Here is a 17,834-nt window from a genome sequence, read left to right on the forward strand (position 1 = left end):
GATCAATGACGACAACGATATGAAGAGGGCCCCGATCGGGGCCCTCTTCATATCGTCAGGCCCGCATCACAGTGGCCTACTTTTACTCCGCCCCGATGGCCTGGAATCTGACCGCCGTTGACAGACTTCCTTACGCATGGCAGGAAGATCAGGCCCATCCCCTATCCAGCAAGCATCAAAGGCGATGCCTTTCCTATGAAGAGTTACCAGCGTGGACAGCCAGTCGCGCGGCCCCTTCATCGCCGCAACGCGGCCTACATAGACGATCTTGAGTGGTGCGCCAGACAGGATACGCGTCTGCTTGCGCGTTAACTCATCAAGGCTGATCTCATCGGTTCGTTGCGTATGCGTGTCATACGTACAGTGCGGTGCCGGCGCCGAACGTGCATAAAAATCGAAACTGTCTCCACCCTGAAGGAGTGCCACTGCACTCTTGCGCAGAATATAGCGTATGACCCCCTGGGTAACGGGCAAAATCGCTTCAGCCGCCACACGCTCGACAGGCGAGCCGACAAGCTTGGCCCTGATGATGGCGGGTTCAACCCGGTCGATCCAGGCTGCATATCGCCTCTTCTGCCTGATCGCCTCAATGGCGCCGAGCGACGGCCAATCTCCAAGGATACTGCCTAAGGTGAAGCAAAGATGCTGATGTTGCGTAATCGCTTCACGCAGCTCATTGCGGACCGCACCAACATGGCGTGCCATGTCGGTGGGGCGGTACGCCCATGGCAGCGCCCTTAACTCCACCCTGCCTTCCGCGACAAGCGCTTCCATATTGGTCCAGGCGTTGGAGCTTGCCCCTTCTCCACCAGCCGGGCTCAGCACTCCATAATAAGAAATCTGCTTAAAATGCTTGCACCATTGTGCAATGCCAGCCGCGCTCTGCTCGTCGATCTCCAGACCATTTTGCCCCTCACGAAGGGCCACATGTGTTACAAGAAGCGCGGAATCTGCTTTTTCCACCATTTCATCCCCCGGCAATGCGGCTTTCCTGCGTTATCCGTTGTGGGTCAAGTAGACACTGTTTTTACGCCGCAGGCCATGTTTGGCGTCCGGCCTTACCGCTGAATTTTCCAGTCCCTTGATCGCTAGGCGACAATCTATCAGCATGGCGCGATCACCTGTATCGCCCTTACTCAGATTAGGGCCAGATTAATGTGACAGGATTGAAACTTTGTTCGGCCTGAGATATTATTAAGAGATAAAATGGTCGTGCTTAGGAGAGATTTATGGACGGCACCTTGAAAGGGATGTTGTTCGGCGTTCCAATGTCTTTAGCGATCTGGCTATTTATCGGGCTTGGCGCATCTGCGCTCTCATAATCCATATTATTTATATCCATCAACGAGATAAGACATTTATTATATTCGGTTCTGCCATTTGATCTGCCGATCATCGCCCTACCTGCCCTTTGATCGATAAAATGATGTTTGGAATAGGGGCACGACTGCCACATTTTGTAGGTGGATAATCTGGCGTCATTCTGGTTTGCTTGGTACGCCTCCGTTGAGAGTCGCCTTTCCCCGGGCTTGATAGACCGCTTTTAAGTTTTCTCATGAGAGTGGTCGTAGGAGCGGTTTTGTGGGTCAGATCACGGTTTTCGGCGGGCCTGAGCGTCGTCGACGCTGGCGTGAGGACGAGCGGGCGAAGATTTTGGCGGAGGCATCCACGCGCGGTGCCTGCGTGGTACAGGTAGCCCGGCAGTATGATGTGTCGACGCATTGGTCTACACTTGGCGCCGCAAAGCTGGACACCTCGAAAAACTCTGGCGTTTGATAGGTCCGCATCCGATAGCCGCCGCGAGTTGTCGCGGTGCCGGGGTTCAGGCGGCGATTTCTTCGGGGGCCTGCTGCTGAGCAGCTTCCCAATGCCAAGGGAGGAGTTTGTGAAGGCGGTTTTGTGGGATGTCGGCGATCCGGGCGAGGACGTCGGTGAACCAGGCGAGCGGATCGACGTCGTTGAGCCGTGCCGTGCCGTGCCGAACAGGCTGAACATCATCGCGGCGCGCTGGCCGCCACGGTCTGAGCCCACGAACAGCGAAGTTTTCCTTCCTCGAGCAACGCTGCGCAGTTGGCGCTCCGCGGCGTTGTTCGAGAGACATATCCGGCCATCGGCGAGGAAGGTAGTGAAGCCCGCCCAGTCGTTCTGGAGGTAGGCGATGGCCTTGGCCACGGCATCGTGACGAGAGAGCTTGCTGCGCGTCTCGTGCATCCAGCCCTCCAGTTCGGCAACGATCGGAGCGGACAGCTCCTGACGAACGGCCAGGCGCTCGGCGGCAGGCTTGCCATTGATGCCGCGCTCGATGGCAAAGAGCTGATCGATGATTTCGAGCGCCTCGGTCGCCAACGGCGAGATGAGCGGCGCGGTACCCTTCTTCCTGCGCTTGAGCTGCTGCCTGCCCTCGAGCAGGCAAGCCATTGCGGAAGCAGATATCGCAACCGTCCCGTCCTTTGCGGCGGGCCACACAAAACGCCCCTTTTCCAAACGCTTTGAATATAATGACATCCCGAGGCCGTCATGCCACAGAATTTTGCAAAGCGACCCGCTCCGGCCTTGGAAGACATACAGGTCGCCAGCGTGGACATCCTTGTTCAACGACTGCTGAACCTGCAAGGCCAGCGACCTCATTCCCCGGCGCATGTCTGTATGCCCCAGCGCGAGCCAGACCTTGCCGCCGCTCGGGACCGGGATCATCGGATCAGCGCCTTCAGAACAGCGGCGGCCACATCGGGCGGCGCCGAAGCGAAGATGTTCACGCGGCGCCCGCCAGGCAAATCCACCACAACAGTTGGCGCCGATGGCAACGGGTAGCCGCCTGCCTCGTCAAGCACGACGGCTTCGAAGAAGCCGACCTCCGCCGACGCCGAAGCGTCCTGCACTGCAGCTTTGCGGCGCCAAGTGTAGACCAATGCCGTCGACACATCATACTGCCGGGCTACCTGTACCACGCAGGCACCGCGCGTGAATGCCTCCGCCAAAATCTTCGCCCACTCGTCATCACGCCAGCGTCGACGACGCTCAGGCCCGCCGAAAACCGTGATCTGACCCACAAAACCGCTCCTACGACCACTCTCATGAGAGAACTTAAGAGCGGTCTATCACACCCAGGGAAAGCCGACTCTCAACGGAGGCGTACTGCCAGAACATCCTCATGCTTGAGCTGCCGCGCGACGATCAGCGCCAGGCACTCCCTGCTGGCCTCGTCGATGATCGTCAAAATGCGGAACTTGCGCCCGTCATGCGTGCGCCCTTCGACGAAGTCGTAGGCCCATACATGACCTGGATATTCGGACCGCAGGCGGATACAGGATCCGTCGTTGAGCCATAGGCGTCCGCGCTTTGGCTGGCGCAGCGGAACCTTCAGCCCCTCACGTCGCCAGATCCGCTCGACCCGTTTATGGTTCAACGTCCATCCCGCATGGCACAGCAATGCCGTCACCCGGCGGTAGCCATAGCGACCATATTGCTTCGCCAACGCGATGATATCCTCCGTCAGCGCCTGCTCGTCATCCGCCCCGCGCGGCACCTTGCGCTGCGTCGATCGATGCTGTCCCAGCACCCGGCAGATCCGTCGCTCGGACACCCGAAGCGCTCGTCGCACATGATCGATACAGCGTCGCCGCCGCGCGGGGCTCAGAAGTTTAGCTGCGCTGGACTACGTCTCCCCTGGCCGCCTCCTGCAGGATCAGCTTGTCCAATGTCAGGTCGGAGATCGCCCGGCGCAAACGCAGGTTCTCCTTCTCCAGATCGTTGGCTACGCCGCCCTTCGGGTCATCCGCCGAGCCTGGTCTGTCTTGAGGCCGCCATATTCCTTGCGCCAGCGATAATAAGTCTGCTCGCTGACCGCGATCCGCCAGCACGCCTCGGCCGTGCTCGCGCCCTGCGCCAGCACGATCTCAACTTCACGCAGCTTGCCGATAATCTCTTCAGGCTTGTGCTTCTTGCTCGGCATTCATCTTCCCTTTCGTGGTCCAGACCATCATAGTCTCCGGGCCACTCAGCAGGGGGCAGATCAGCTTTTACCCCCAATTTTACCCCGAGTCGCGCGCAACATTGTGAAACGTCGTGCTACGATCTGAATAAATATCGGCCAATAAACCCTTAAAATTGCAGGGTTTATTGATACATATGTGCTCTATGAATTGAAGCGTTGGTGGGCCCGGCAGGACTTGAACCCGCAACCTAGCCGTTATGAGCGGCCAGCTCTAACCAGTTGAGCTACAGGCCCCACCTGCGCTGCCGATAGGCAGCATCACGCCGCTTGGCAAGCCCGTCCCCGCACAGGGACTGCGGCAATGAGTTGATCGAGGTTGGCGGCGGTAACGCCGCGGCGGGCCAGATGCGCCAGCACGCCGTCCCACCAGCGGTAAAAGGCAGTCCGATCACCCTCATTACGGACATAAGGCGTATGTCCAGGCTCCAGCGTGGGGGAATGGAAGCTGAAATTCAGCACGCGCATGCCCTCATCAATCAGCGCGTCGATCGCCGATATCGCCTCATGCAGCGGCACGCCTTCGGGGGTCAGCGGGATACGGCTGAGCATCCGGGCGCGCGACAGCGCGCCCGCCAGCGGCCCCATCGCTTGGGCGGCGCGGTACAGACGCTCCCCGCCGCCGCGCAGCAATCCGGCAAAGGCGGTGGACAACGGCAGTTCGATAAGCGACCGGGTAGGCCCCGCCCAATAGGGATGTTGCGGCAGGCCATGGAAATCGGGGCCATGCTGGTGGCTGTAATCGAACCGACTACGCACCGAACTGTCGAGGCGAAAACCCGCCTCCTCCAGCAAGCGAGCGCTGCTGACGCCAACACCATAGCGCCCAGCGCGATAGGCGATGGGGCGGCGGCCGAACCGCTCCTCGATGCGCTGGCACAGTGCCTCCAGCTTGGCGCGCTCGACCGTTTCGGGCAGGAAGCCGACATAGCTGTTGGCGGCGTTCACATCCTCGACATGCGGCGGATTGACCCAGGGGTGGAGATGCGCGCCGATATCGGCCGCGCCATCGCTGAGCCATTGTCCCATCATCACGGCGGCGGCATCGCTGTCGATAACCGGATAATCGGTAACATAAATAGGCTTGACCCCGGCGGCCGCGAAATAGGCCTGGCCGCGCGCCATGCCCGCCAGCGCAGTGACGCGATTGCTGGTGCGGCTGAAGGGCGCATCCCAGTCAAACTCTTCCTCGGTATCGACGAACAGCGTGAAACGGGTGCCAAAGGCGGGGTCGAGGGCGATCATGTCCTGCGCCAGCGGCGGCTGGAGCAGATTGCCATCATGAGGTTGAACGGTCATGTCGCATCCCTATCGCCCAATGGTTGCGATAGGGTTTCCTGCCCCCCTTCAGACTTGGCTTCAGGCCTGGCCCGTCAGGCGTGATCGGCCAGACCGCTGGCGACCGCGACCGCGGGGATGGTGAGCAACAGCCGCCCCGGTTCGATCGTCAGTCCGCCACCGCATGTTGCAGCCAGACCGCGGATCAGCCGCAGCGAAAAGCCCAGGCCCAGCAAAGGGCCATCGACCCAATCGCCGCTGGAATCATAGCCGGGATCGAGCAGTTGCGCCTCGTCCATGCCGATCAACGTGGAGGGACGATCGATGGCGAAGGCGACGCGCCCGGCCGCGCCGTCCGGCTGGAACCAGCAGGCGCCGGTCACCGCTTCGGCGGCGGGCGCGACCGAAATGGCGGTGCGCAGCAGATGCTGCACCATCCGTTCGCCCTGCACCGGATCGATCCGCACCTGCGGCAGTCCGGGCGCGACAGCGATGTCGATATCAATGGCGCTTTGGTCGCGGAAGCGTGTGGCGACCTGCGTAATCAGCAGCGCCGGATCGATCAGCTGAGGCATAGTCGCGCCGTCGCCGCGGGATACCCTGGCCGCCAGATCCAGATCGTCGAACGCCGCGAGCAGGTGGCGCGCATCGACCGCGATCTTGCCCGCCATGTCGCGATACTGGATGCCGGCCGCACCGAACAGTTCCTGCTCGATGATCTCGGCAAAGCCCAATATGGCGTTCAGGGGCGTGCGCAATTCATGGACAAGTTGTCGCAGCGAGTCGGCCGACAGCCCGGCAATGGCCATCGCCGCAGGCTTGGGTTCGCTCGCGACTTCGTGCAGGAACGGGCGACGCGCCTGTCCACGATAGCCTTGGAAACGGCCTGAGCGCGTGTCGAAAAACGGGGTTGCGGACAGACGCCACTCGCCCGCCATGGCCCCGCCGACGATCGTATAGCGCCCATTTTGGAAGCCGCTGCGGCGTGCGAAGGCACCGGTGACATGGGCGTCGGGTCCGCTGCCGCCTTCGAGCGCGACATCGCCTAGCGTCAGGCCGATCAGCGCGGCGCGTGGTCCCTGGTCGATCCACAGGATGATGCCCTCTGCATCGGTTTCGAACGCGAAATCGCGGGGCGCGACCTCCCTGACCGGAAAAGTGTCGGCATTGGCGGCCTCCGGCGGCTTTCGCGTGCTGGTGTAGCGCGCGATCCGATCGACCAGGTTGCGAATCTGACCTTCGTCGCCCGGCTGTGGGCGCAGCGGCGTCACCGTCGCGGATGCTTTTGGCTCGACCGGCAATGGGTCGGGTTCCGCCAGCATCTCCGGCGTCAGGATCATGTCGCTGTCGCCGACCATATCCTGCCGCGCTGTGGACAGCACCAGATCATGCGCGCCAAAGGCTTCGAGCGCCTGCCGGGTCGCCGGTCCGATATCGCGCCGGCCGCGCAAGACACCCCGCGCCGTGGGCGTCAAATGCGGCAGCAGGTCGATCCAGGCCGCCTCCGGCAATTGCGCGCGCGCCGTGGCGGCGGCGGCGATCGAGGGCCGATCATTGGCGAAGAAGGCGACCAGGCTGGGCGAACGCAGGCGGCCACCCAGTTCCACGACGGTCGCGATTCGCTGCGTTTCGGTCAGTTGCGGCCGCAGGGCGGATAGCCGGTCAAGCAGCGCGCCACGCTCCGGCATGGCCATGGCGGGCCGATCCGGCCGATCCCGCTGAGCGAGCAGATCGACACATTGACGCCACAACGTCACCGCGCCCAGCCCGCTACGGTCCTGCGCCGCCAGCACTGTCTGCATCAGATCGTCGAAACGCACCAAAATCCCCAAATCATGCGGGTTATCAGCCTGTGTCCCGCAGCGCACGGATACAGCCCCGATCATCGATAGGCGCTCCACGCGGAAAGGAAAAGGCCCCCATGCCGCGAACGAAAGCGATCGTCGCATAGTGGGACAATTGCATTGCCCTGAAACATTATTATGATGGGTCGCATAAACAGGACAGGAAATAAGCGAAATAATGGCCGGCCCCAATATCGACGACATCGACATGCAGATCCTGGGCGAACTGCAACAGGACGGCAGGATGACCAATGTGGAATTGGCGCGCAAAGTCGGCCTGACCGCCCCGCCCTGCCTGCGCCGCGTGCGTGCGCTGGAGGAAGCCGGCGCGATCAAATCCTATCATGCCGTCGTCGACCCGGCGATGCTGGGCTATACTATCACCGTGTTCGCCATGGTCAGCCTGAAAAGCCAGGCGGAAGCCGATCTGAAGGCGTTTCAGGACCATGTCGCATCTCTGCCCGAAGTGCGCGAATGTCATATGCTGAACGGCGAAATCGACTTCATCCTGAAAGTCGTGGCGCGCGACCTGCAAAGCTTCCAGCAATTCCTGACGTCGAAGCTAACGCCGGCGCCCAATGTGGTCAGCGTCAAGACGTCGCTGACCATTCGCACATCCAAGAACCAGCCCGGCGTTCCCCTGCCCGTCTGAACCCAGACGGGCAGGAAGCCGGCACGGTCAGCCGGCCTTGCGATCCTGATGCTGCGCCCAGGCGGTCCAGAAGCCCGCAATCGCACTCCAAGGACCGCTCACCTGCGCCAGGGTCGCCTGGGCGTTGGGCAGGTCGCCAGACCGCGCCAGCGCCACGCCCAACCGCGCATTGGCGCGCCCTTCGTCAACCCCGCCCTTGGTCAGCGCCAGTCGATATTGCTCGACCGCCTGCGGGAATTGGCCGAGCGAGAAATAGCTGTCCGCGACGGCCAGCGCATCCTTACCGTTGCCTGCCGCCGCAGCCTTTTTCGCCATGGCCGGCAAAGCGACGATTTCCTTGGTCGCCTTGGGCGTGACGCTCTTGAGCAACTGGCTGGTCACGCTCTGGGTGGAGGTCAGCTTACCCGCCTTGCGGCCGGATTCGATGATCGCCTTGGCTTCGGAATAATAGCCTGATTTCTCGGCCGCCTGCGCATAGGCCTGATAGTCCCGCTCGCTCGCCATCGCGCCATTGGCCGCCTGCAGACGATAAAGATCGAGTTGTAGTTGCGGCTCCAGTTCGGCCGCCGACTGGTAATTGACCAGCGCTGACCGCCACTCCTCCTTGCCATCCCGCTGGTTCAGCCGGTCGCGATAGAGTTGCCCGACGTCGGTCCAGTCGCCAGCCTGATAGGCCATGGAGATCGCCCGATCGATCCATGCCAGCGGCACCGGCTGACCCGATGCCTTCTGACGGGCGATAGCCTCCTGCACGAAGGGGCGGGCTTCCTTGGGCTTGTTGCGGCGCAGGGCGATATCGGCGCGCAACATGGTCGCGTCGATGCCGTCATAACCCAGGGTCTTGGCGTAATCGAGTTGCGCGGTGGCATCCGTATAATTGCCGACCATGTAGGACAGATAGGCCGCGACATAGCGCAGCCGCGGCGCTTCGCTGCGCGGCAGAGCGGTTGTCTTGAACATGTCGGTCAGTGCGATGCGTTCGGCCTGCACATCGCGGCGTTGCGCCGCGAGTTGGAAGCGCATGCCCGCCGCTACATAGGATTCGAAATCATTGGTGGGGCTGAGCGATGCGATACGCGCGCTGGCCGTCGCCGCGTCGCGCGCCTTCAGCGCGGTTTCGGCAGCCTGCGCTTCGGCGCGAAAGGCGTCGGACATCTCGATCGGCGGGCCAGCCACCACCGGCACTTTCTTTTTCGCTGCTACAGGGGTTGCCGCCATAGCGAAAGCAGCCGCCAGCGCCGCCAGCGGCAGACGGGAAATCTTGATATCGATGCGCATGGGCCGCCCCGGCCTCCCCCAGAATAATAGTCGTTCCAGAATAATAGTCGTTAAAGCGCATGGGCGCGCGGCAACCGCGCGCCCATGCGTAATCACGCGCCCTTGGTGCCCAGATAGGCGAGCCACAGGCCAGCCACCTGCTTGCGCGAACCGGCCTGCACCGCTTCGAACGCGGCCTTCGCGCCCGCGTTGTCGCCGCCCAGCGTTTTAGCGATGCCAAGGCGCGAGTTGATCTCGTCCGCTTCCACGCCGCCCTTCTGCTTGGCGAGTTCGAACATGGCGGCAGCCTTGGTATAATCGCCATAGCCCAGATAGGCGTCGCCAGTGGCCGCGGCGATCTTGCCATTGGCGGCCTTTTGCGCATCGGCTTCCGCCGCGCCCAGCGTGCTCTTGTCGCCCGCGATCTTGGGCACGGCGGTCTGATAGAGGTCAGCGCCCTGGGTCGCGCTCAGCACGCCCTTGGACCGACCGGCGTCGATGGCGGTCTTGACCTCTCCATAGATGCCGGTCTTCGACGCCATTTCGGCATATTCGGTATAATCGGCCGCAATGACCAGACCGCCGGAAACCGACAGAAGGCGCAGGACGTCGAGATTCTCGCGGTTCGAAATATTGGGATTGGCGCGCTGGAACAGGCGCACCAGCGTCCGCAGATTCTGGCCGCTGGGTTCAGCCTGATAGGCCATCTTCGCCCATTCGGTCACGTCCGGCAGCTTGGCCGCCTCGGCCCGGCTGACACCGATCTGATACCATTGGGCCGGAACCTGTTGGCCCGCAGCCTTCATCGCGTCGGCCGCGGCCTTCAGCGCCGTCAGACCCTGTTGGTTGAAGCCGCGCGCAGGCTCGACCGAACCATTGCCAGTGCCGGCTTTCCCGAAATAGGCCTGGGCGATCGTGGGCTGCACCGATTCCGCCTTGTAACCTGCCGCAAGCGCCGCTTGGCCGCGCTGGATCGCGACGTCGTAATTCTTGGCAGCCATCGCCTGATCGGCGGCGATCGCATTGAACTGGCCAGCCTGTTCGGGCGGGGTCAGGCCGCTGTCGAGCATCTGGTTGAGCGCTTCGCCCTGCAATGCGGTATCCTTGGCCCCGATCGAGGTGTTCAGCTTGATCGCGCCGATCTGATATTTGTCGTCATTGGACGTGGCCTTGCTGTCCGCTTCGGCGAGCGCAGCCTTTGCACCGGCGAAATCCTGGGCTTCTGCGGCCTTCTGCGCGGTTTGCAGCGCCTTTATGACGTCAGGCGACACGTTGAGCTTTGGACCAGCCTTCTTTTCTTCCTTCTTCGCGGCGAAGGCAGGCGCGCTGATCGCGCCACCGGTCATCGCCAAAGCCAGCGCGAGCGCCACCGGGGTAACAAAACGCATGATCATCATCTCCTCTGAGCGCCTGATGGGGGGACATCAGGCGACTTTTCTCGGTTGAGCGCCGATTAGGGGTCGGCGCGTGAATGGCCATTGAACAAGCCGATATCGTCGGACTTTGCAACCGTTATACAGCCACTTCGTTCCACTTGCGAACACATCCGCTCCCTGTAACGTCCTGGTTGCACATGCGGGCGCGCGGGCTTGGCCAAGGGGTGACAGATTTGTTTCGCTCGGCTAGGGGTTGAGCAACAGAATCCATCCTGAAAAAAAGAGAATCGCATTGACCGACGAGACTGTCCTCGCCGACCCTTCGGACATCAGCCCCATCTCCATCGTGGAGGAGATGAAGGCAAGCTATCTCGATTACGCCATGTCCGTCATCGTGGCGCGCGCCCTGCCGGACGTGCGCGACGGGTTGAAGCCGGTTCATCGCCGCATTCTTTTCTCCGCCCAGGAATCGGGTTTCGTCTACAACCGCCCCTATCGCAAGTCCGCGCGCTTGGTCGGTGAAGTCATGGGTAAGTATCACCCGCATGGCGACAGTTCGATCTACGACGCCTTGGCGCGCATGACGCAGGACTGGTCGATGCGGGTGCCGCTGATCGACGGCCAGGGTAACTTCGGTTCCATGGACCCCGATCCGCCAGCCGCCATGCGCTATACCGAAGCGCGCCTGGCGAAGGTCGCGACCGCGTTGCTGGACGATCTGGACAAGGACACGGTCGACTTCACGCCCAACTATGACGCGTCGGAAAGCGAGCCGCAGGTTTTGCCCGCGCGCTTCCCCAACCTGCTGGTCAACGGCGCAGGCGGCATCGCGGTCGGCATGGCGACCAATATCCCGCCGCATAATTTGGGCGAAGTGCTGCGCGCCTGCCTCGCCTATATCGATAACCCGGCGATCACGACCGACGAACTGATCGCGATCGTCCCCGGTCCCGATTTCCCGACAGCACCGCTGATCCTGGGCCAGTCGGGCGCGCGCAGCGCCTATCATACCGGGCGCGGCTCCATCATGATGCGCTCGCGCCATGTGATCGAAAGTGGACGCGGCGACCGGGAATCCATCGTCCTGACCGCCATCCCTTACCAGGTCGGCAAGAACGGCCTGGTCGAAAAGATTGCCGAAGCCGCCAAGGACAAGCGGATCGAGGGCATTAGCGACATTCGCGACGAATCGAACCGCGAAGGCGTGCGGATCGTCATGGACCTGAAGCGCGACGCGACGCCGGAAGTCGTGCTGAACCAGTTGTGGCGCAACACGCCTGCCCAGTCGAGCTTCCCGGCCAATATGCTGGCGATCCGCGGGGGCCGCCCCGAATTGCTGGGCCTGCGCGAGATTATCGAAGCTTTCGTCAAGTTCCGCGAAGAGGTCATCACCCGTCGCACCAAGTTCGAACTGAACAAGGCGCGTGACCGCGCGCATATCTTGCTGGGCCTGGTCGTCGCGGTCAGCAACCTGGACGAGATGGTCAAGATCATCCGCGGATCGTCCAGCCCCGCCGAAGCGCGCGAAAAGCTGTTGGCGATCGAATGGCCGATCGGCGAGATCGCGCCTTACCTGCGCCTGGTCGAAGCAATCGAGAGTGACGTCCATGGCGACGTCTACAAACTGTCGGACATTCAGGTCCGTGCGATCCTGGACCTGCGCCTGCATCGCCTGACGGCGCTCGGCCGTGACGAGATCGGCAAGGAACTGTCCGAACTGGCCGAAGCGATTGCCGAATATCTGGCGATCCTGGGCGACCGGGTTAAGCTTTATGCGGTGATGCGCGAAGAGTTGGAGGCGATCGAAAAGGAATTTGCGACCCCGCGCCTGTCGGAAATCACCGCCGCTGCCGACGGGATAGAAGACGAGGATCTGATCGAGCGCGAAGAGATGGTCGTCACCGTCACCGTGCAAGGCTATATCAAGCGCACCCCGCTCGAAAGCTTCCGCGCGCAGGCGCGCGGCGGCAAGGGCCGGTCCGGCATGGCGACCAAGGATGAGGACGCCGTCACCGAAATGTTCGTGACGTCGACCCATACGCCGGTGCTGTTCTTCTCGACCGCCGGCAAGGTCTATCGCATGAAAGTGTGGCGCCTGCCCGAAGGCGGCCCAGCGACGCGCGGACGGCCGATGGTCAATCTGCTGCCGCTCGGCCCCGGCGAAACCATCCGCACCGTGCTGCCGCTGCCCGAGGATGAGGATAGCTGGAAGGACCTGCATGTCATGTTTGCGACTGCGAACGGGACAGTTCGCCGCAATAGCATGGATGCCTTTGCCAACGTGCCCAGCAACGGCAAGCTAGCGATGCGCTTCGACGAAGGCAGCGACGATCGCCTGATCGGCGTGGCGCTGCTGACCGAGGAGGATGACGTCCTGCTCGCCACCCGCCAGGGCAAGGCGATCCGCTTCGCCGCGACCGACGTCCGGGAATTCCAGAGCCGCACCTCGACCGGTGTGCGCGGCATGACGCTAAAGGACGATGACGAGGTTATTTCCCTGTCGATCCTCAAGGGCTTCGACGCTACCCCGGACGAACGCGAGGCCTATCTGCGCGCCGCGCCGTGGAAGGATAATGACGCGGAATCGACCCTGCCGGCCGAACGCGCCGCGCAATTTGCCGCGGCGGAACAGTTCATCCTGACCGTTTGCACAAATGGCTATGGCAAGCTGTCGTCCGCTTATGATTATCGCCGCACAGGCCGTGGTGGTCAGGGCATCACCAATATCGACAATATCGCCCGCAACGGGTCGGTCGTCGCCAGTTTCGCCGCCACCCAGGCGGACCAGTTGATGCTGGTCACCGACCAGGCCAAGTTGATCCGCATGGGCCTCGACAGCCTGCGCGTCATCAGCCGCAATTCGGCGGGCGTCCGCCTGTTCGATGTGGCCAAGGACGAGCATGTCGTGAGCGCCGCCAAGATCGAGGAAAGCGAAGAGGCCGAACCGACCGAGGCAACACCGGACGCATGAGCGACCTTTTCGCCTACAAGGTGCTGACGGCGGCGCAATATGACCAGTTCAAGGCCGACGGCGTGTTCAAGGGCGCACCGATCGACCTGAGCGATGGTTATATCCATATGTCGACCCGCGATCAGGCGGCCGAAACGGTGGCCAAGCATTTCGCCGGGCAGGATCGGCTGGTCATGCTGATGATCGATCTGGCGCCGTTCGGCGACGCGGTACGATGGGAGGAATCGCGCGGCGGCGCGCTGTTCCCGCACCTTTATGCCGACCTGCCGATCGGCGCGGTCGCGGGCAAGGTCGTGCTGCGCATCGGCGACGATGGGCGGCATCAGTTTCCGGCGGGATTTTAACCCCGGAAACGGGCTTTCGATCTGTTCGCTCTAACGGTGATTGATTAGCGGGTGCGTTCCATATGCACCACCCGGCCGCGCCGGACGCGATAGTCCCAGCCGCCCCAGCGGATATGGTTGGACATGACCGCCATCGCCTGCACCGCCAGATGCGCCCATGTCACCGCGAACGGTGCCGCCATGTCCCACAGCAGCGATCGCCGTGCCTTTGCCGCCTGTTCCGGCTCCAGCACCGCGCCGATGATGGAGCGGCGCACCAGCGCCCGGCTCCACGCTGCGCCATAGCCGATCGTCACCGCGATCCATCCGCCCCAGCCCAGCGCCCAGGCCCAAGCCCCGGCCTGCACCGCCACCACCCCGGTCGCCAGGCCCCACATACCGATGCTGTTGGTGGCGATATGGCGATATTGGCGAACGCCGAAATCCAGCAGGTCGGCCATCCGCCCTTCCAGCGGGCTGGCAACCAGCAGGTCGCGCACCGGCCGCAGCCGCAATTTCGCGCGCCAACCTGCGAGGCCAATCGTCATGTCGTCGGACAGACGACCGGCCAGCGCCTCGTCCAGATCCAGCCGGTCCGCCACAACCCGCGTCAAGGCCATCGCCCCGCCCCAGGGCATGGTCGCGCTGGCGAAGCGCGGCAGCGTCGCCAACTGCAACTCGACCGCGCCGACCAGCGTCGCCATCGCCCCGCGTTCCGGCAGCAGCAGGCGATAGCCGGTGACGATATCGGCCTTGCCCCGCACCAGTGGGAAGAGCAATCGCCCGACCAGCCGCACCGGCGGCTCGATATCGGCGTCGATGAAGATCAGGTAGCGATCGTCGGCACGTAAAGCCCGCAGCGCCGCGCGCAGCTTGTGGACCTTGCGCCCCTCACCCTGTGCCATGCCCGCTGCGACGAGTTGCACCCAGTCGCCTTCGCGCGCCGCCAGCGCGTCGGCCGCCGGGCAGGTGCCCGACGTCGCCAGCAAAAGCCGGAACGACGCGCTTTGGGCCTTCAGCCGCGCGATCAGCGCATCGCCGCCATCCCAATCGTCACGGACGCTAAGGATCACGACTACGCCATCGGGCGCTTCTTCCTGCCGGTCCATCGGCAGATGGTGCCTGTAATGAAGCACGCCTGCCAGCGTCAGCATCTGGAGGATGATCCAGAACCAGATCATGATGTTCGCACGCCCCTTTACCGTCACTTATGCTGCTGTATGACTCTCCACCATGCTGTCCAATCCCTTTCTCTTCACCCTGTTGCGTTTGCTGCCCGCGCGACTGGCGTCCTGGCTCGGCGGATGGCTCTCGGCGCATGTCGCGCGGCCCCGGATGAAACTTCGCGATGCCCGCGCGCGCGCCAATCTGGCCCTGCTGCGGCCCGATCTGGACGAGGCGGAGCGGGAGCGGATATTGACGCGGCGCTGGGAAAATATCGGACGGACGCTGGGCGAACTGGCCAATATCGACCGGCTGGTCAGCCCCCACCATGTCAGGGTGCAGGATGCGGCGGGCTATCAGGCGGTGCTGGACATGCCCGGACCGATGATTTTCCTGACGACCCATATCGGCAATTGGGATCTGATGGCCGCGCATCTGAAGGCCGCGACCGACCGACCGCCGCTTGGCGTCTATGACCCGCCCGACAATGAAAGAGTGGCGGCGCAGCTCAAGCGCGCGCGGCAAAGCTATATGGGCGAGGCGATCACGGGCAGCGGCGGCGCGGCACGCGGAATAGTGCGCCACCTGACCAAGGATCGGGCGATGCTCTATATTTTGGTCGATGAGCGGCGCGATGGCCAGGTCTGGTTCCCGCGCTTTGGCCGCGCCCTGCCGCCATCGGGCAATCTGTCGGTCGCGCTGCGGCTGGCGCGCAAGTCGGGTGCGCGCTTCACGCCCTTCTATCTCGCCCGCACCGGCGGCCCGCATTTCGACCTGCACTGGCATCCGCCGCTCGATCCGGCGCAGATGAGCGATGACGCGATCGTCGCTACCGTGGACGATTATCTGGGCAAGGCCTCTATCGCTCATGCCGACGAATGGCTGGCGCTGCACGATATGGACCTGACCTTGCCCGGCCATGGCCCAGTCCTGCCGCTATGATCCCTCGGCCATGTGACTTGGCGACGGATCGCCGCTAAAGCGCGGGACATGTCCCGACTCACGATCAAGATTTGCGGCTTGTCCACGCCCGAAACGGTGGGCGCGGCGGTCAGCGCTGGGGCGAGCCATATCGGCTTTGTCCATTTCGCCAAAAGCCCGCGCCATGTCGAGGCCGACCAGATTCGCGGCCTCGCCGCCCATGCCCCCGCCCATATCGAAAAGGTCGGCGTCGTCGTCGATCCGACCGACGAGATGCTGGGCGAACTGGTCGGCACCGGGGCGCTCACCGCGCTGCAATTGCATGGCAAGGAGAGCCCGCAGCGCGTCGCCGCCATCCGCCAGCGGTTCGGCCTGCCGGTGTGGAAGGCGATAGCGGTCAAGACCCGCGCCGATATCGATGGCGCCACCGCCTATGTGGGCGCGGCCGACCTGTTGCTGTTCGACGCCAAGACGCCAGACGGCGCGGCGCTGCCCGGCGGCATGGGGCTTCGCTTCGACTGGACGCTGCTGCGCGGCCTGGCCATCCCGGCCCTATGGGGGCTGTCTGGCGGTCTTTCGAGCGACAATGTGGTGGAAGCGATCCGTATCAGCGGCGCGCCCCTGATCGATGTTTCTTCCGGCGTCGAAAGCGCGCCGGGCATCAAGAGTGTGGACAAGATCATGGCCTTCTGCAAAGCGGTGTCCGCATGTTGACGCAGACATCCTTCGTGATGCGCATCGGACAACGATGGCGCTGATCGCTTCCTTTTCATCGAAGCGAACGCCCAACTCTGTCCCCGGAAAGACTGAAACCATGACCGACATCATTAGCTTGCCCAACAGCCTGCGATCGCAGCCCGACGCCAATGGCCATTTCGGTGCGTTCGGCGGCCGCTACGTGGCCGAAACGCTGATGCCGCTGATCCTGGAACTGGAAAAGGTCTACAAGACCGCCAAGGCCGATCCCGCCTTCGACGCCGAGTTCGCAGAATTGATGCGCTCCTATGTCGGCCGCCCCAACCCGCTTTATTATGCGGGGCGGCTGACCGAGGCGCTGCGCGCCAAGGCGCAGCCGGGCAAAGGCGCGAAAATCTACCTCAAGCGCGAAGAACTGAACCACACCGGGGCGCACAAGATCAACAATTGCATCGGCCAGGCGCTGCTTGCCCGGCGCATGGGCAAGAAGAAGGTCATCGCCGAAACGGGCGCGGGCCAGCATGGCGTCGCCACCGCGACCGTCGCCGCCCTGTTCGGCATGGAATGCAAGATCTTCATGGGCGCCAAGGATGTGGAGCGGCAGAAGCCCAACGTCTTCCGCATGAAGCTGCTGGGCGCAGAAGTGATCCCGGTCCATTCGGGGTCATCGACGCTCAAGGATTCGATGAACGACGCGCTGCGCTACTGGGTGTCGAACGTGCATGACACTTTCTACATCATCGGGACCGCTGCGGGTCCGCACCCCTATCCCGAACTGGTGCGCGATTTCCAGTCGATCATCGGCAAGGAAACCCGCGCACAGATCATGGAGGCCGAAGGCCGCCTGCCCGACATGCTGATCGCGCCGGTCGGTGGCGGCTCCAACGCCATCGGCCTGTTTCATCCGTTTCTGGACGATCTGGAAGTCGCGATGATCGGCGTCGAAGCGGCCGGCGAAGGGCTGGACGGGAAGCATGCCGCGTCGCTGGCTGGCGGCGTGTCAGGCATATTGCATGGCAACCGCACCTATCTGTTACAGGATGAAGACGGCCAGATCACGGAAGCGCACAGCATTTCCGCCGGCCTCGATTATCCCGGCATCGGGCCGGAACATAGCTGGTTGCACGAGATTGGCCGGGTGCAATATATGCCGATCAGGGATGACGAGGCTCTGACCAGCTTCCAGACGCTCAGCAAGCTGGAAGGCATCATCCCCGCGCTTGAGTCCGCCCATGCGGTTGCCGCGGCCGAGCAGATCGCGCCGACGCTGGACGCAGACAAGATCATCGTCATCAACCTGTCGGGTCGGGGGGACAAGGATATCTTCACCGTCGCCGACGCGCTGGGAGTGGAGATGTGAA

General features: G+C 62.9%; 13 protein-coding genes, 1 tRNA gene and 3 pseudogenes. 6 read left to right on the top strand and 11 right to left on the bottom strand.

Features of this window, described 5'->3' with window-relative positions; all coding sequences use genetic code 11:
• Nucleotides 1-66: 66 nt before the first annotated feature.
• The 8 genes and pseudogenes from HHL08_RS11165 to HHL08_RS11200 form a co-directional block, all read right to left on the bottom strand.
• Nucleotides 67-981, bottom strand: coding sequence for a hypothetical protein (locus HHL08_RS11165; RefSeq protein WP_169573216.1), 915 nt, complete (start codon nt 979-981; stop codon nt 67-69).
• An 841-nt stretch (nt 982-1,822) separates the two neighbouring features.
• A pseudogene (locus HHL08_RS11175) lies at nt 1,823-2,385 on the bottom strand (IS66 family transposase); the annotation flags it as partial.
• A gap of 66 nt (nt 2,386-2,451) precedes the next feature.
• A pseudogene (gene tnpB, locus HHL08_RS25610) lies at nt 2,452-2,694 on the bottom strand (IS66 family insertion sequence element accessory protein TnpB); the annotation flags it as partial.
• Complete coding sequence (gene tnpA / locus HHL08_RS11180; RefSeq protein ID WP_169573219.1) at nt 2,691-3,050, bottom strand: IS66-like element accessory protein TnpA; 360 nt, start codon at nt 3,048-3,050, stop codon at nt 2,691-2,693. The pseudogene tnpB and the gene tnpA, both read right to left, overlap by 4 nt.
• An 86-nt stretch (nt 3,051-3,136) precedes the next feature.
• A pseudogene (locus HHL08_RS11185) lies at nt 3,137-3,952 on the bottom strand (IS3 family transposase); the annotation flags it as partial.
• A gap of 199 nt (nt 3,953-4,151) precedes the next feature.
• Nucleotides 4,152-4,228 (bottom strand) — tRNA-Ile (locus HHL08_RS11190).
• Between the two features lie 24 nt (nt 4,229-4,252).
• Complete coding sequence (locus HHL08_RS11195) at nt 4,253-5,290, bottom strand: polysaccharide deacetylase family protein (RefSeq protein ID WP_169573221.1); 1,038 nt, start codon at nt 5,288-5,290, stop codon at nt 4,253-4,255.
• 74 nt (nt 5,291-5,364) lie between these two features.
• Nucleotides 5,365-7,089, bottom strand: a complete 1,725-nt coding sequence (locus HHL08_RS11200; protein ID WP_328804645.1) for a sensor histidine kinase — start codon at nt 7,087-7,089, stop codon at nt 5,365-5,367.
• A gap of 202 nt (nt 7,090-7,291) precedes the next feature.
• On the opposite strand from HHL08_RS11200, the gene HHL08_RS11205 reads away from it, so the two are divergent.
• A complete protein-coding gene (locus HHL08_RS11205; RefSeq protein ID WP_066602894.1) occupies nt 7,292-7,765 on the top strand; it encodes an Lrp/AsnC family transcriptional regulator in 474 nt (157 codons plus the stop codon).
• A 27-nt stretch (nt 7,766-7,792) separates the two neighbouring features.
• On the opposite strand, the gene HHL08_RS11210 is transcribed toward HHL08_RS11205, so the two are convergent.
• Nucleotides 7,793-9,043 carry a tetratricopeptide repeat protein gene (locus HHL08_RS11210; protein WP_169573223.1) on the bottom strand — a complete coding sequence of 417 codons (1,251 nt, stop codon included), beginning with the start codon at nt 9,041-9,043 and terminating at the stop codon, nt 7,793-7,795.
• Between the two features lie 92 nt (nt 9,044-9,135).
• Nucleotides 9,136-10,410, bottom strand: coding sequence for a hypothetical protein (locus tag HHL08_RS11215; protein WP_206377836.1), 1,275 nt, complete (start codon nt 10,408-10,410; stop codon nt 9,136-9,138).
• 280 nt (nt 10,411-10,690) lie between these two features.
• Here HHL08_RS11215 and gyrA point away from each other — a divergent pair, with 280 nt between their 5' ends.
• Together gyrA and HHL08_RS11225 are read left to right on the top strand one after the other, a co-directional pair.
• A complete protein-coding gene (gene gyrA / locus HHL08_RS11220; protein WP_169573225.1) occupies nt 10,691-13,369 on the top strand; it encodes a DNA gyrase subunit A in 2,679 nt (892 codons plus the stop codon).
• Nucleotides 13,366-13,713: a DUF952 domain-containing protein gene (locus tag HHL08_RS11225; protein WP_169573227.1), complete on the top strand. Its 348-nt coding sequence runs from the start codon at nt 13,366-13,368 to the stop codon at nt 13,711-13,713. The genes gyrA and HHL08_RS11225 overlap by 4 nt, the downstream gene beginning before the upstream one ends.
• A gap of 44 nt (nt 13,714-13,757) precedes the next feature.
• On the opposite strand, the gene HHL08_RS11230 is transcribed toward HHL08_RS11225, so the two are convergent.
• The gene (locus HHL08_RS11230; RefSeq protein WP_169573229.1) at nt 13,758-14,873 is read right to left on the bottom strand and encodes a glycosyltransferase; all 1,116 of its coding nucleotides are present in this window, start codon (nt 14,871-14,873) and stop codon (nt 13,758-13,760) included.
• 52 nt (nt 14,874-14,925) lie between these two features.
• Here HHL08_RS11230 and HHL08_RS11235 point away from each other — a divergent pair, with 52 nt between their 5' ends.
• From HHL08_RS11235 to trpB, 3 genes are all read left to right on the top strand, one after another.
• Nucleotides 14,926-15,798: a lysophospholipid acyltransferase family protein gene (locus HHL08_RS11235; protein ID WP_169573231.1), complete on the top strand. Its 873-nt coding sequence runs from the start codon at nt 14,926-14,928 to the stop codon at nt 15,796-15,798.
• 48 nt (nt 15,799-15,846) lie between these two features.
• Complete coding sequence (locus tag HHL08_RS11240; protein WP_169573233.1) at nt 15,847-16,491, top strand: phosphoribosylanthranilate isomerase; 645 nt, start codon at nt 15,847-15,849, stop codon at nt 16,489-16,491.
• A 100-nt stretch (nt 16,492-16,591) separates the two neighbouring features.
• A complete protein-coding gene (gene trpB / locus HHL08_RS11245; RefSeq protein ID WP_169573235.1) occupies nt 16,592-17,833 on the top strand; it encodes a tryptophan synthase subunit beta in 1,242 nt (413 codons plus the stop codon).
• Nucleotide 17,834 lies beyond the last annotated feature (1 nt).

This window comes from Sphingobium psychrophilum (assembly GCF_012927105.1).
Lineage (GTDB): Bacteria > Pseudomonadota > Alphaproteobacteria > Sphingomonadales > Sphingomonadaceae > Sphingobium > Sphingobium psychrophilum.

Coding starts and splice junctions, on each gene's coding strand:
- HHL08_RS11195 (WP_169573221.1), bottom strand. CDS start 5,290: ATGACCGTTCAACCTCATGATGGCAATCTGCTCCAGCCGCCGCTGGCG.
- HHL08_RS11210 (WP_169573223.1), bottom strand. CDS start 9,043: ATGCGCATCGATATCAAGATTTCCCGTCTGCCGCTGGCGGCGCTGGCG.
- HHL08_RS11205 (WP_066602894.1), top strand. CDS start 7,292: ATGGCCGGCCCCAATATCGACGACATCGACATGCAGATCCTGGGCGAA.
- HHL08_RS11235 (WP_169573231.1), top strand. CDS start 14,926: ATGCTGTCCAATCCCTTTCTCTTCACCCTGTTGCGTTTGCTGCCCGCG.
- HHL08_RS11230 (WP_169573229.1), bottom strand. CDS start 14,873: ATGATCTGGTTCTGGATCATCCTCCAGATGCTGACGCTGGCAGGCGTG.
- HHL08_RS11240 (WP_169573233.1), top strand. CDS start 15,847: ATGTCCCGACTCACGATCAAGATTTGCGGCTTGTCCACGCCCGAAACG.
- HHL08_RS11225 (WP_169573227.1), top strand. CDS start 13,366: ATGAGCGACCTTTTCGCCTACAAGGTGCTGACGGCGGCGCAATATGAC.
- trpB (WP_169573235.1), top strand. CDS start 16,592: ATGACCGACATCATTAGCTTGCCCAACAGCCTGCGATCGCAGCCCGAC.
- HHL08_RS11215 (WP_206377836.1), bottom strand. CDS start 10,410: ATGCGTTTTGTTACCCCGGTGGCGCTCGCGCTGGCTTTGGCGATGACC.